Source organism: Thiohalophilus sp. (genome assembly GCF_031581315.1).
Taxonomy (GTDB): domain Bacteria; phylum Pseudomonadota; class Gammaproteobacteria; order UBA6429; family Thiohalophilaceae; genus Thiohalophilus.
The window spans coordinates 1-13,943 of sequence record NZ_JAVLAZ010000023.1 but is presented as its reverse complement, the minus strand read 5'-3'; the positions used below and the strand labels follow the sequence as shown (position 1 = coordinate 13,943).

The window sequence follows — 13,943 nt, the reverse complement described above, 5'->3', positions numbered from 1 at the left end:
GAGTAACTGAATGCCTGCCACTTTGTTTGAACCGACGAAAATCGGTGATCTGACCCTGAGCAATCGTGTTGTCATGGCGCCAATGACCCGCAACCGCGCCATTGAGGACAATGTACCCAACCCTCTGGCGGTGACCTATTATCAACAACGCGCCGGGGCGGGCTTGATCATTACCGAGGCCTCGCAAGTCTCCCCCGAGGGCGTGGGTTATCCGGCCACGCCAGGCATTCACAGCGAGGCGCAGGTTGAAGGCTGGCGCCGTATCGTCGATGCCGTGCATGAAGCCGGTAGCCGGATTTTCATCCAGTTATGGTACTGCGGACGCATCTCCCATCCAAATCTGTTACCGGACAATGCCACGCCGGTGGCCCCGTCGGCGATTCGTCCCGAGGGGGAAGCGTTTACCTATGAAGGCCTCAAGCCATTTATCGAACCACGCGCGCTGGAGACCGACGAGATTCCGGGGATTGTCGCCCAGTATGAGCATGCCGCAGAGATGGCCAAACAGGCCGGGTTCGATGGTATCGAGGTGCATGGCGCCAACGGCTATCTCATCGACCAGTTCCTGCGTGACGGTACCAACCAGCGTGAGGATCAGTATGGCGGGAGTGTCGAGAACCGCATGCGACTGTTAAACGAGATACTGGATGCCGTGTGTGCGGTGTGGCCGGCAAACCGGGTCGGGGTGCGGTTGACACCGGAGAACAGCTTCAATGACATGGTCGACTCGGATCCGCAAGGTCATTTCAGTTATTTTATCAACCAGTTGAACTCACGCGGTCTGTCCTATCTGCACCTGCTTGAAGGTGACATGATAAACCAGAGCCGCACGGTGGATTACCGGGCGCTGCGCGATCAATTCAACGGTCCTTACATGGCCAATAACGGTTATGACAGGGCGCGGGCGAAGACAGCAATAGAAAACGGCGATGCGGATTTGATCGCCTTTGGCGTGCCATTCCTGGCCAACCCGGATCTGGTGCGTCGCCTGAAGGAGGATCTGCCGTTAAATGAACCGGACCCGTCGACATTTTATGGCGGCGATGAAAAAGGCTATACCGATTACCCCTTCTACGGTGAAACATAAAATGCGGGGTATCTGATACGGCCATTGCGCCGTTAACGTGCCCTGCATGATTGTATCTGGACACGAGGTGCCCGTCATTTTACCCTTGAGCAGACAAGGTTTCTTGTCAGGCGATAAAAGGGGCAGTTTGTGAGCCGGGATCAACCCGTTTCCCGCGAGAAGAAGTCCGGGACTGATTACACCAAAATAGCCCGTCTGCGCCAATGGCTGGAAGAGAACGCGCCCGCGTCATCTTCATTACCCGCCGGGGACGGGTCCGCTGTTCCACATGCGATCCTTGCCGAGCTGGAAAGGGCCTTTGAGGATTGCGAGTCGATCCAGATGGAGTGGATCCAGGCGTTCGATGCGGTGCCCGATCCCATGTTCTTCCACGATCGCGATTATCGGATACTGCATGCAAACCGGGCCTATGTTGATTGTGCCGGGTATGAACTGGAGGAGCTTGTCGGTCGGGTGTACTGGGAAGTTTTTCCGACACGCGATGGGCCCTTGTCGGGTTGTGCCAGCGCGCAGGAATCGGGGGGTGTCAGCAACGAACTGTTTACCACCGCCGAAGGCGATATCTACCGTTCCAGGGGTTTTGTGGTCTCCGGCCGGGATGATGAGTATCGTTTTTCCGTGCATGTTCTGGAAAATGTGACCGCGGCCGAGCGGGCTCGTGAAACCCTGGAGGCCCGGGATCGGCGCCAGGCTGCCCTGGTTGCGCTGGGCGACCATGCTCTGGAACGTACCGATCTCGATGATCTGATGCAGCAGGCCGTCAAAGCGGTTGCCGATGCCCTGGTGGTTGAAGATTGCCGGGTGCTGGAACGGTTGCCTTCGGATGAGGCGCTGTGCCTGTGTGCCGCGGCGGGCGGGGAGTCTGCGTCGGTGACGATACCCGTTGACAACGATGTACTGGCGGCCCATGTCCTGCACTTGCAGGAACCGGTGAATGTCGAAGACCTGCGCGCCGATACCCGTTTTCAGGATACAGCTTTACTCGCCGGGCATGAGGTGGTCAGCGGTATCGGGGTGCCTATTCCCGCTGCTGAGGCGCCTTTTGGTGTATTGGAAGTTCTAGCCCGTAACGCAAGAATATTCAGCGACGACGAAGTCATTTTCGTGCAGAGTGTCGCCTATCTTCTCGCTACGGCTATCCGCCGCACCCGCTATGAACAACAGCTAAAGAGCAAAAATCAACTGCTCGAGACCATGTTCGAGGCCATCGATATCAAGGTCGCTTACCTCGATGCCAAGTTCAACTTCATACGGGTCAACGAGTTGTATGCCCGGGGCGATGAGAAGACACCTGATTTCTTCCCCGGTAAAAACCATTTTGACCTCTACCCGAACGCGGAGAACGAAGCGATCTTCCGTCAGGTCGTCGAAACGGGTGAACCCTATATCGCATCGGCAAAACCTTTTGAATACCCCGAGCACCCGGAGTGGGGGATGACCTACTGGGACTGGCGATTACAGCCGATCAAGAACGACGCCGGCAAGGTCGAGGGACTGGTATTTACCCTGATCGATGTTACCGGGCACAAACGGGCGGAACTGGCGTTGCAAGCCACCCGGGAGAGCCTTGAGAACGCTCAGCGTATTGCCCAGCTGGGAAACTGGGACTGGGATATTGCCCGGGGAACGTTGTGGTGGTCGGACGAGATCTATTGCATCTTCGGGCTTGAGACGCAGGAATTCGAGGCGACCTACGAGGCCTTTCTGGAGCGTATTCATCCAGAGGATCGTCAATCGGTGATGAACGCCGTCGACAGCGCCCTGGACAACGATGAACCCTACAGCCTCGATCATCGCATCCTGCGACCGGATGGCACCGAACGTATCGTGCATGAGCAGGCACAATTGTTTCGCAATGAAAAGAGCGAACCGGTGCGGATGGTCGGCACGGTTCAGGATGTGACTGAACTGCGGCACACCGAAATGGTATTGCAACGTACCAACCGTGCCCTGAGAACGCTCAGTGCCTGTAACGAGGCACTGGTGCGGACCGAGGATGAGCAGCAGTTGCTGGACGAGATCTGTCGAATCATTGTCGAGCTGGGTGATTACCGCCTGGCCTGGGTGGGCTATGCACAAAGTGATGAGAATAAAAGCGTGCGTCCGGTAGCCCGCGCCGGCTACGACGCCGGGTATGTGGATCGGGTAGCGGCGAGCTGGGAAGAGGCACCGCGTGGTCAGGGGCCAGTCGGACAAGCCATCCGACAGGCGAAGCCGGTTGCGGTTCGGGATGTGGCCAGTGACGAGAATTTCGGCCCCTGGCGAGATGCGGCACTGGAACATGGTTATGCGTCACTGGCGGCATTGCCCATCATGACCGATGACACAGTGCTGGGCACGCTGACGCTCTACTCATCCACTCCCGATGCCTTTGATAAAGAAGAGTTCGCGCTGTTACAGGAGCTGGCCAGTGATCTCGGCTACGGCATTGAAGCACTGCGGACCAAGGCGGATCGCGAACAGGCAGTGAAGAAGCTTCGGGAGATGCTCTATGCCACCATCGAGGCCATGGCGCTGACCATCGAGAAACGGGATCCGTATACCGCCGGGCACCAGTACCGCGTGGCGATGCTGGCGGCCGCGATTGGTGCCGAGCTGGGGCTGGAGCCGGATCGCATCGAAGGGCTGAGGCTGGCCGGGCAGATCCACGATATCGGCAAGATCTACATTCCGGCGGAGATACTGACCCGGCCGGGCCGGCTTAGCGAGATGGAGTTCGAGCTTATCAAGGCCCATACCGTCGTCGGCTACGAGATCGTCCAGGATATTCCCTTTCCCTGGCCGGTTGCCCGGATGATTCGGGAACACCATGAACGCCTGGACGGTTCCGGTTATCCGGATGGTCTGAGCGACGAGCAGATTCTTTTCGAATCAAAAATACTGGCTGTTGCCGACGTGGTGGAGGCGATTGCCTCGCATCGCCCCTATCGCGCGGCGTTGGGAATCGATATGGCACTGGATGAGATCCATGCGCAAAGCGGAAGCAAGTACGATCCGGACGTGGTTGATGCCTGCATACGTCTTTTCAGAGACAAAGGGTTTGAGCTGCCTACCGGAGATCGACAGAGTCTTTGAACTTTTAAGTGCAAAGTATTAAACCGGCGTTGCGGATCCCGGATTATTTAATTTAGTCGGGATTGGTGCGCCGGATGGGCCGTCTACCGCAGGAATAGGCCATCAAGCCTGCAAGTGCAGATTCATAGCGTTTCCTGGCAGGCACAACAGACCCGCTTCCCTGTATTAATCTTCGAAATACCTATTTAGCTTTATCGGATGTTCTCGATTCAGGCATGGTGTGATTCTGGCTCAACCTTTTTGGGGATATGATTTATTGTCCGCTGATTTGTGTTAGCTTAACAATTCGGTAAATATTGAACTGGTATAGCAGGAATCGGTATGCCCCCGACTCATAAAAGCCTGTGGGCCGTTCACTCCGCCGTTTTTCTGTTCGGCTTGACGGCACTTTTTTCCAAGCTTATTGACCTTCCCGCGCTGGAGATAACCCTGCTGCGCAGCCTGTTCGCTGTGCTGGCGTTGTGGGCGGTAATGCGTTGGCAGGGTGAGCCGCTGGGCCTGCGAGTCCGCCAGGATTACGTGATTGTGTTGCTGTTGGGTGTCCTGCTGGCCGGCCACTGGGTTACCTATTTTCACGCTATGCAGGTTTCATCCATCGCTGTTGGCGTGATTGCCCTTTATACCTTTCCGGTTATCACGGTTTTTCTGGAGCCGCTGTTTCATGGCGAGCGGCCACACTGGATAGATGTAATCAGCGGGGCGGGAGTCGTATTCGGAATATATCTGCTGGTGCCCGAATTTCATCTGAATGATACGACAACACAGGGTGTTATGTGGGGAATTTTGTCGGCGTTGTTATTTTCTTTGCGCAATATTATTCAGGGTCGGTATTTTAATCACTATCCGGCCAAACATGCCTTGCTGTACCAGATATTGGTCACGATTGTGGTGCTATTGCCATTTGGTTCAGCGGTGATACCCCAGGTCAGTGCCGTACAGTGGGGGCAGCTGCTATTGCTGGGAGTGGTTTTTACTGCCTTGCCACATACGCTTTTTGCGTTCAGTCTGCGTCACTTCAAGGCCAAAACGGCCAGTCTGGTGGCCTGTCTGCAGGTGGTCTATGCGACGCTGTTTGCCGCCTGGGTGCTGGGCGAGTGGCCGGCGATGACAACCGTAGCGGGTGGGGTCATTGTTGTCACAGCAGCTATGTTCGAGACCTATATGGCAGGGCGACGTCGGTGAGGTCTGGCCGATGCATATGATTTTCAGTGCAGTGGGGCTTTACCCGATAAAGTTGATGTGCTGATATCATGATCCTGAATAGATATGATCTGTTTTCAAACACGCACTAGGAGAGAAGGTATGCAATCATCCGTCTCTGATGATGACCACACTCTGGATTTACCCACGATACGCCAGGTTGACATCAGTGAGCCGCTGCGCTGGCTGGAAGCCGGCTGGCAGGATTTTCGCCGTATGTCGTTATTCAGTGGTTTCTATGGACTGGTGTTTATTCTGCTGGGTTATGCCCTGACGGCGGCGACCTGGCAATCGCCAATACTGGTCATGACCTTCGTGACTGGCTTTTTCCTGATTAGTCCATTTCTCGCCCTGGGCCTTTATCACCTCAGTCGCCAGCGCGAACAGGGTGTTTCTGTGAGTTTTATGCAATCGTTACTGGCATTTCGGGAAAGACAATTTGACATGGCCCTGCTGGTTACCTTTCACGCTGTCGTTATGGTCGCCTGGATCCGCCTTACCACCCTGTTGAGCGCATTATATTTAAGCGGGACCAGCTCGAGCGTGTCGGTCCTGATTGATGAACTATTCAACACCCCGGAAGGTCTCGGTATGTTTGCCCTGTTTGTCCTGACTGGTGCGGCACTGGCGATTCTGGTATTTGTCATCAGCGTGGTGTCATGGCCCATGTTGCTGGATCGACAAAGCGGAGTCATCAATGCGGTAGCGACCAGCGTTCAGGTTGTTAACCACAACAAGCTGGTTATGGTGCTGTGGGCCGTATTGATTGTCGGCTTGCTGTCTATTGGTTTGGCAACATTGTATCTTGGATTGCTGATCATTATGCCGGTACTGGGTCATGCAACATGGCATGCTTATCGTTCGCTTGTAGCCTGATACTATACACCGGAAAAGTTTTTAACCTTGAAACTGGCATGGTTTGGAGCAGCGGCAGTGGGATTGACTGCGGATTTCGGAGCGCTGTTTATCCTCCATGCTGAGCGGTAGTTCACATCGAGTGAAAGTGTACGAGGAAATCAGGGTAAATACCTAGTTACTTTTGGTTCTTTCTGTGCAAAAGTAATTCTTGAATAATATGACGGAAACGCATTCAAGGAGGGAAATGTAGAGAAAATCAACAAGCTATTGCGAACTGGTGAGAAATGGACTGGAGTATTTCCACTGCCGAGCTGGCGGAACTATCCCTGTTAAAGGGCATTAGTCAATCTGATCTGGGCTGGCTGATACACCAGTGCGAGCTTCTTACCCTGGAAAAAGAGCAGGTCCTGCTCACCCCTGAAAGAGATAATCACACTATTTATATTGTTCTGAGCGGTCAGTTGGTGGTGCAATTTGATTCCCAGCGGGGCGGTCTGCAGGCGCATGTAGGGCCGGGTGGCTGGTTGGGAGAAATGTCGGTAATCGATCACAAACGGCCGTCCGCGACTGTCGTGACGCAGACACAGGTACAGTTGCTGGCAATTAACGAAAGTACCTGGTGGGAACTGATCGAACGCTCACATGTTGCAGCACGCAACTTCCTGCATGCACTATCATCGCGCTTGCGTGAAGATAACAAACTGATTACCGAGGGCATGCAAAAGCAGAAGATTTTTTCCGAGAAGGCTCAGACAGACTCACTCACCGGCTTACGCAACCGACACTGGCTCAACGAGAAGTTGCCCGAGTTACTGGAACAACAGGAATCCGGTAGTTTTTCCTGTAGTGTACTGATGCTTGATATTGACCATTTTAAACAATTTAATGATCAATACGGGCATCTGGCTGGTGATCGCGTTTTACAATCTGTGGCAAACATCGTACGGGATAACTTGCGGGATAATGATGCCGCAATTCGCTACGGTGGTGAAGAAATCATTCTCGTTCTGCCGGATACCAATGAGAACAATGCCGAAGCAATTGCACAAAGGCTGCGGCAATATATTCGTGAGCATAAAGTAGAAAGTTATGACGGCAGCCTGCTTCCGCCGGTGGCTGTCTCTCTGGGGGTGTATAGGATAGAAGCAGGTGACACGGCCGAACAGGTTCTCAGTCGTGTCGATACGGCGCTCTATGAGGCCAAGAGAGCCGGACGTGATCGCGTTGTTATCTGGGAAAAAGTGTAAAAATAGAGGGTTGTTTCTTGAGCGAGACAAGGTTTATCTTTTCAATACCCGGGCGCGGCGCTATTTTGCCAGCAGGGCTATACCACTTATAATAAGCAACAGCCCGATGGCACGCTGAAACTGACGCTGGCTGATCGTGGTGTGAATATGGCCACCGATATACAAGCCGAGTGCCATCAACGGTAACGAGACAGCTATCCAGAGCAGGTGTTCGCGGCTGTATAATCCGGCCACCGCGTAGCCAACGAGACGGATGCCACCTTCGATCAGAAATACCGTGGCGATGGTGGAACGAAATATACTCTTTGGCAGGCCGCGTAACTGATAATAAATCACATACAGTGGTCCACTGGTGCCAAACAACGTGCCGACAATCCCGCCCAGCGAGCCCGCGGCAACAGACCAGCGGTGACTGATTTGGTGTTTCAGTGTTGGTCCCACAAGACTATAGACGGCAAAGGACAACACAAATACACCCAGTGCATGGACCAGCGTCGAAGTGTCCAGACTCTTGAGAATATACAGCGCCAGGACAACGCCGAGCACAGTGAATGGCAAGACTGTCAATACTTCCCGCCATGCCGTATGCCGACGGTGACGCCAGCCATGTACGAGGGATGCAGTGACATCGATAAAACTGATATAGGGCACAACAAAGGTCAACGGCATGAACAGCGCCAGCAGCGGAATGGCGATCAACCCGGAACCGAAGCCGGTGATACCACGAAAGATATAGGCGGTCAGCAGGATGGCGCAGGTTGTCAGCAGCAGTTCGAGAGGGATCGATGGGAACATGGGGAGGCAGTTTATCATCCCCGAACGAAGGTATCTAACTTTACACAGGGCATGGCTTGTCGGGTATGAGCCTGCGGGTTACCGGGAGGACGGAAAAAACTGGTAAACTCTACCAGCCCCGGGCCACTGGGTCGGGGTAGGGGTAGTCTGTCATTGGTGGCAGGCTGGTGTATCAGTCAAACTTCTTCGAGTCTGTAAATACCATGGTCGATGTCATTCTCCGGGATCTGGATCCCGCTTCATTGCGTGCCCGCGCCGGGCGCTGGATTGAATCGCGGCGTATCCAGCATGCGATCGTTATTCTGATAATTATTAATGCGGTAATTCTCGGGCTGGAGACCTCCGATGCGGTGATGGCGCATATGGGGCCGTTTTTGATCGGGTTTGACCGGGTTATTCTGGCCATATTTGTGCTGGAAATCGGGATTAAACTGTTCGCCTATCGCTTGCGGTTTTTCAGCGTGGCCTGGAATGTGTTCGACTTTGTGGTGGTGGGCATTGCGCTGATACCGGCCAGTGGTCCATTGGCAGTACTGCGCGCGCTACGCGTATTGCGTGTGCTGCGCCTGATCTCCATGGTGCCCAAGCTGCGCTTTATCGTTGAAGCGCTGTTGCACGCGGTGCCGGGGATCGCCTCGATAGCCGGTTTGATGCTGTTACTGTTTTATGTCTTCGCGGTGATGGCGACCGGGCTGTACGGTGATACCTTCCCCCAGTGGTTCGGCTCCATCGGGGGCTCGATGTATACCCTGTTCCAGATTATGACCCTGGAGAGCTGGTCCATGGGGATCGTTCGGCCGGTGATGGAGGTATACCCCTATGCCTGGCTGTTCTTTGTGCCGTTTATCCTGATCGCGACTTTTACCATGCTGAATCTGTTTATCGGTATCATTGTCGATACCATGCAGACCATGCATGAGGCCGACCATGCCCGGGATCGGGGCGAGATTGAAAATACCATCCACCAGGAAGGTGGGGCGATTGAACAGGAGATCCGTGCTCTGCGCGAAGAAATCCGGGCCCTGCACACCGCTCTGGACAGCGAGCGTACCAGTCCGGATGCCGGCCGAACCGAGTAACCGGTTGTTTTCAACAGTCTGCACAACTCCCTGATTTGATCCCGATCAAGGCATTATGCTCCCGGATGATCGACAAAAGGGATCATCGCGGGTGAGCGCCTGCGCCAATGCCTTATCACACCGGGTTATCGAAACAGCATGTCCATTTCGCGTCGCCAGCACTGGGAACAGGTTTACCGGGAGAAGGATGTCCGGGAGGTCAGCTGGTATCAGCCCCGTCCCGAAGTCTCGCTGGAGCTGAGTCGCCTTACCGGGTGTCCCTACGATGCGCCCTTGATCGATATTGGCGGGGGTGCCTCCACGCTGGTCGATTGCCTGCTGGAAGGGGGATATACGGATCTGAGCGTGCTGGATATTGCAGAACAGGCACTGCTGGCGGCGCAGCAGCGACTTGGCCGGCAGGCGGAGAAAGTGGACTGGATCCAGGCTGACATTACCGAGTATGCGCCGCAGCGCAAATACCGGCTCTGGCATGATCGGGCGGTATTCCACTTTTTGACCGGCGACGCTGAGCGTCAGGCGTATATTGCGGCTTTACGCATGGGGTTACAGGTGGGCGGCCACCTGGTAATCGGTGCCTTTACGCCCGATGGTCCATCGATGTGTAGCGGTCTTCCGGTACGCCGGTACAGCGCCGGTATGCTCAATCAGACCCTCGGCGAGGAATTCGAGTTGCTGGGCTCGCGCGAGGAGGGGCACAGAACCCCGGCGGGAAAAACCCAGGAATTCTGTTTTTATTTGTATGTCTATCGGGGCGGAGCCGGATAAATTCGTAAGAATTGGGACTTTACTGATTTTCGTCAATTCATTTTCCGGTTTTCTGTGCCACTATTAATAAATATTGTAGACACATCAGGAGGTTCGCTGTGGCACATATTGTGATTCTGGGCGCCGGCATTGGCGGTGTCCCCGCCGCTTACGAAATGCGCGAGGCGCTGGGCAAGGCGCATGATATTACCGTCGTCAATGCGACGGATTATTTTCAGTTTGTCCCCTCCAATCCCTGGCTGGCGGTCGGCTGGCGAACCCGGCCGAAGATCACCGTGTCGATCGGACAGTATCTGAAGAAAAAAGAGATTGGGTTTATTGCCAAGCAGGTCGATGAGATCGATGCTGAGAATAATGCTCTCAAGCTCCAGGATGGCGAGACGGTCAATTACGACTACCTGGTGATTACCACCGGCGCGAAGCTGGCTTTCGACGAAGTGGAAGGAACCGGTCCTGATGGCGGCTATACCCAGTCTGTCTGTACAGTCGACCATGCGGAAAAATCGTACGCCGATTTCCAGAAGCTACTGCAAGATCCCGGTCCTGTCATCGTGGGTGCCGCCCCGTTCGCCAGTTGTTTCGGGCCGGCCTATGAATACGCGGCGATTCTGCATCAGGCCCTGAAGAAACATAAAATCCGCGACAAAGTACCGATTACTTTTGTCACCAGTGAGCCCTATATCGGCCACCTTGGCCTGGGTGGTGTCGGGGATTCCAAAGGCATGTTGGAGCATGAATTCCGGAACCGGCATATCAACTGGATCACCAACGCCAAAACAACCCGGGTTGAAGACGGCAAGATGTATGTCGATGAGCTGAACGAAGATGGCGAGGTCAAGAAGCAGCATGAGCTGGAGTTCAAACACGCCATGATGTTACCTGCCTTCAAAGGGGTCGATGCGGTTGCCAATGTGCCGGAGCTGTGTAATCCACGCGGATTTGTGAAAGTTGATGAATATCAACGCAGTACCCGGTATCCGAATATTTTTTCAGCCGGTGTCTGTATCGCCATACCGCCGGTCGAAGCGACCCCGGTTCCAACCGGTGCACCGAAGACAGGTTATATGATCGAGTCCATGGTGACCGCGATTGTGAACAATATTCAGGCCGAACTGGATGATAAACCGGTCGAATCCAAGGGTAGCTGGAACGCCTTCTGTCTGGCGGATCTGGGGGATACCGGTGCCGCGTTTGTGGCGATCCCGCAGATTCCACCGCGTAATGTCACCTGGTTCAAAAAAGGTAAATGGGTTCACTGGGCCAAGATCGGCTTTGAGAAATATTTCCTGTACAAGATTAAACGGGGCGTTTCCGAACCGCTGTTTGAAAAAATGGCGTTGAAGATGATGGGGATCGTCCGTCTGAAAAAGTAGGCGGATTTGCGCAAAAGGAGGAGTGATGCCGGAAAATAACACCGATAACTGGCTGGTACACGATCATCGTCGTTTCGAGGAGACCGTCAAACAATGCGAGCTTGCTGCCGGCGCCGAGGACTGGAAAACCGCGGTGCAGCTGTTCAATAGTGTAATCGACGATCTTAAACTGCATATAAAAATGGAAGATGAGGTGATCTATCCATTTTTCAAACAGGAAGTCGCAGACCCGGATGATGATCTCGGAGATCTGATGTATGAGCATGACAATCTGGAACGCTTGCTGAATGATCTGGCCAAGGTGATCAAAAACCGGAATTTTGATCACTTCGAAACCTCACTGGAGCCGCTGTATCAGGCGATGATCGAACACAATGCTCACGAGGAAGAAGTTCTCCAGCGCATTGGGGACGAGCCCTTATTGAGCAATCGCGATAAGATCATTCAGCAATTGGAGAATATCAAACCGGGTGTGAGTCGTAACTGGGAGATTTGACAATGGCCTGGCCGGACAGAACCGGTCAGGCGATGGTGATCTCCTTGTCCTGATAGACATCCTGGATGGCATTCAATAATGTGACGCCTTCGGCCATCGGTTTCTGAAATGCTTTGCGGCCGCTGATCAATCCCATGCCGCCGGCCCGTTTGTTGATGACCGCGGTACGCACAGCCTGGTGCAAATCGTTTTCACCGGAAGCGCCGCCGGAATTGATCATGCCGACCCGGCCCATATAGCAATTGGCGACCTGGTAGCGAACCAGATCAATCGGGTGTTCGGAGCTCAGCGTGTCATACATGCCGGGATGGGTTTTGCCAAAGCCGATGGCCGTAAAACCGCCGTTGAGCGTTGCCTGCTTCTGTTTGATGATGTCGGCATCGATGGTGGCTGCCAGATGGTTGGCCTGGCCGGTCAGATCCGCAGCGGTGTGATAGTCATGGTCCTGCTGTTTAAAGTCATCATTACGCAAATAGGCCCACAATACCGTCACCAGCCCCAGCGAGTGGGCATGTTCGAATGCCTCGCTGATCTCCATGATCTGGCGACGGGATTCAGGCGAGCCGTAATAGACAGTCGCACCGACGGCCACGGCACCCATATCAAAGGCCTGGTCGACACTGGCGAACAGGGTCTGGTCATAATATTTGGGATAGCTTAGCAACTCGTTGTGATTGATTTTCAGAATCATCGGTATTTTGTGGGCATAGTCCCGGGCGACTGATTGCAGCACGCCGAGGGTGGAGGCAATGGCGTTACAGCCCCCCTCGATGGCCAGCTCGAACAGATTGGCCGGATCAAAATAGGCGGGATTGGGGCTAAATGATGCCCCCGCGGTATGTTCCACGCCCTGGTCCACTGGCAAGATGGAGAGATAGCCGGTGCCGGCCAGGCGTCCATGCTGGAAAATGGCGTTGAGGTTGCGTAACACCGCCGGTTTGCGATTCTTGCGCACTACCACCCGATCCAGGTAATCGGGGCCGGGTAGATGCAGATCTTTGCCGGGCAGGGTAGTACAGCGGTGGCGGAGCAGATCGTCGGCCTCGTTGCCGAGTAATGAGCTAATGTCGGTCATTGTCTTCCCCGTGATGGTTTCTGGTGTACCGAACAGCATACAACATACAATTGAATGCGCTAAGATGGCGGTGAAAATTCATCGTCAACTACAAGCATAGTCAATTTGCGGCAATTGTCTCCAGCATGATTGACAAGGGAGACAATTGATTATCATTTTCAATTAGCAGGGTGCGACATCAGAATTCAGATTACCAGTATTAACGGATGATACTGAACAAAACTGTCTCGCAATTCGTGCCGCAAAAGTTTAAACACAACGCTCTGAGGAGTCTTTGAATGAAAAAACAGCATTTACTTGCCGGATCCATCCTCTTTTTTGCCCTGCCCGGAATGGGGCAGGCAGTGGAACTGATTGGTAAAAAACTTGAACTATACGGCAAGGCGCACGTCTCGCTCGATTACAGCGATCCGGATGTGGCCGGCGAAGACAGTCAGTTCAATGTATCGAACAACTCGACCCGCATCGGTTTCAAGGGTGAGCATGATATCAAGCCGACCATGACGCTGCTCTGGCAGTACGAACAGAATGTGGATATTGCCGAAAGCGGCGGCACATTTGGTTCACGGAACAGTTTCCTGGGACTGGAGGGGCACTTCGGCCGGATTCTGGCGGGCCATTATGACACGCCATCCAAGTCGCTTGGCTCGAGCTGGGGAATGTTCAGTGACACGATTGGTGATCGGCGTGCCATTCTCGGTGCCTATAGCGATGGTTATGGTAATGACCTGAACGATCGGGCAAAGAATGCGGTTTTATATAGCAACCAGTTCGATGCGCTGGAATTTCGTGCTATGTACTCGGCGGATCCCTATTCTGACGATCCTAACAACGCACAGGATAATAACGACAATGACCTGATCAGCGTATCGCTCACCTACAGCGCGGAT

12 protein-coding genes are annotated in these 13,943 nt (G+C 54.0%); 10 read left to right on the top strand and 2 right to left on the bottom strand.

Annotated features, from left to right (window positions below):
• The first annotated feature begins 10 nt into the window (after window positions 1–10).
• The 5 genes from RI563_RS05040 (at window position 11) to RI563_RS05020 (ending at window position 7,467) form a co-directional block, all read left to right on the top strand.
• Window positions 11–1,087, top strand: coding sequence for an alkene reductase (locus tag RI563_RS05040; protein ID WP_310693261.1), 1,077 nt, complete (start codon window positions 11–13; stop codon window positions 1,085–1,087).
• Window positions 1,088–1,216: 129 nt separating this feature from the next.
• Window positions 1,217–4,162 (top strand): GAF domain-containing protein, encoded by a 2,946-nt coding sequence (locus RI563_RS05035; RefSeq protein ID WP_310693260.1) that lies wholly within the window; start codon window positions 1,217–1,219, stop codon window positions 4,160–4,162.
• Between the two features lie 321 nt (window positions 4,163–4,483).
• Window positions 4,484–5,344, top strand: coding sequence for a DMT family transporter (locus tag RI563_RS05030; protein ID WP_310693259.1), 861 nt, complete (start codon window positions 4,484–4,486; stop codon window positions 5,342–5,344).
• 120 nt (window positions 5,345–5,464) lie between these two features.
• Window positions 5,465–6,238 (top strand): DUF2189 domain-containing protein, encoded by a 774-nt coding sequence (locus RI563_RS05025; protein WP_310693258.1) that lies wholly within the window; start codon window positions 5,465–5,467, stop codon window positions 6,236–6,238.
• Window positions 6,239–6,504: 266 nt separating this feature from the next.
• Window positions 6,505–7,467 (top strand): GGDEF domain-containing protein, encoded by a 963-nt coding sequence (locus tag RI563_RS05020; protein ID WP_310693257.1) that lies wholly within the window; start codon window positions 6,505–6,507, stop codon window positions 7,465–7,467.
• Between the two features lie 60 nt (window positions 7,468–7,527).
• On the opposite strand, the gene RI563_RS05015 is transcribed toward RI563_RS05020, so the two are convergent.
• Window positions 7,528–8,262: a sulfite exporter TauE/SafE family protein gene (locus RI563_RS05015; RefSeq protein ID WP_310693256.1), complete on the bottom strand. Its 735-nt coding sequence runs from the start codon at window positions 8,260–8,262 to the stop codon at window positions 7,528–7,530.
• 203 nt (window positions 8,263–8,465) lie between these two features.
• Between RI563_RS05015 and RI563_RS05010 the strand changes: the two genes are divergently transcribed.
• The 4 genes from RI563_RS05010 (at window position 8,466) to RI563_RS04995 (ending at window position 11,978) form a co-directional block, all read left to right on the top strand.
• Window positions 8,466–9,341, top strand: a complete 876-nt coding sequence (locus RI563_RS05010) for an ion transporter (RefSeq protein WP_310693284.1) — start codon at window positions 8,466–8,468, stop codon at window positions 9,339–9,341.
• Window positions 9,342–9,479: 138 nt separating this feature from the next.
• Window positions 9,480–10,109 carry a class I SAM-dependent methyltransferase gene (locus RI563_RS05005; protein WP_310693255.1) on the top strand — a complete coding sequence of 210 codons (630 nt, stop codon included), beginning with the start codon at window positions 9,480–9,482 and terminating at the stop codon, window positions 10,107–10,109.
• A 98-nt stretch (window positions 10,110–10,207) separates the two neighbouring features.
• Window positions 10,208–11,482: an NAD(P)/FAD-dependent oxidoreductase gene (locus RI563_RS05000; RefSeq protein ID WP_310693254.1), complete on the top strand. Its 1,275-nt coding sequence runs from the start codon at window positions 10,208–10,210 to the stop codon at window positions 11,480–11,482.
• 25 nt (window positions 11,483–11,507) lie between these two features.
• Window positions 11,508–11,978: a hemerythrin domain-containing protein gene (locus tag RI563_RS04995; protein WP_310693253.1), complete on the top strand. Its 471-nt coding sequence runs from the start codon at window positions 11,508–11,510 to the stop codon at window positions 11,976–11,978.
• A 25-nt stretch (window positions 11,979–12,003) separates the two neighbouring features.
• Here the strand turns inward: RI563_RS04995 and RI563_RS04990 are convergent, their stop codons facing one another.
• Window positions 12,004–13,053, bottom strand: a complete 1,050-nt coding sequence (locus RI563_RS04990; RefSeq protein WP_310693252.1) for a class I fructose-bisphosphate aldolase — start codon at window positions 13,051–13,053, stop codon at window positions 12,004–12,006.
• Between the two features lie 278 nt (window positions 13,054–13,331).
• On the opposite strand from RI563_RS04990, the gene RI563_RS04985 reads away from it, so the two are divergent.
• Window positions 13,332–13,943: porin (locus RI563_RS04985; protein ID WP_310693251.1), on the top strand; the 612-nt coding region annotated here is incomplete at its 3' end.

What these genes read in the sequence shown, in the direction of transcription:
- RI563_RS05040 (WP_310693261.1), top strand. Translation starts at nt 11, where the DNA reads ATGCCTGCCACTTTGTTTGAACCGACGAAAATCGGTGATCTGACCCTG.
- RI563_RS05030 (WP_310693259.1), top strand. Translation starts at nt 4,484, where the DNA reads ATGCCCCCGACTCATAAAAGCCTGTGGGCCGTTCACTCCGCCGTTTTT.
- RI563_RS05025 (WP_310693258.1), top strand. Translation starts at nt 5,465, where the DNA reads ATGCAATCATCCGTCTCTGATGATGACCACACTCTGGATTTACCCACG.
- RI563_RS05020 (WP_310693257.1), top strand. Translation starts at nt 6,505, where the DNA reads ATGGACTGGAGTATTTCCACTGCCGAGCTGGCGGAACTATCCCTGTTA.
- RI563_RS05015 (WP_310693256.1), bottom strand. Translation starts at nt 8,262, where the DNA reads ATGTTCCCATCGATCCCTCTCGAACTGCTGCTGACAACCTGCGCCATC.
- RI563_RS05010 (WP_310693284.1), top strand. Translation starts at nt 8,466, where the DNA reads ATGGTCGATGTCATTCTCCGGGATCTGGATCCCGCTTCATTGCGTGCC.
- RI563_RS05005 (WP_310693255.1), top strand. Translation starts at nt 9,480, where the DNA reads ATGTCCATTTCGCGTCGCCAGCACTGGGAACAGGTTTACCGGGAGAAG.
- RI563_RS04995 (WP_310693253.1), top strand. Translation starts at nt 11,508, where the DNA reads ATGCCGGAAAATAACACCGATAACTGGCTGGTACACGATCATCGTCGT.
- RI563_RS04990 (WP_310693252.1), bottom strand. Translation starts at nt 13,053, where the DNA reads ATGACCGACATTAGCTCATTACTCGGCAACGAGGCCGACGATCTGCTC.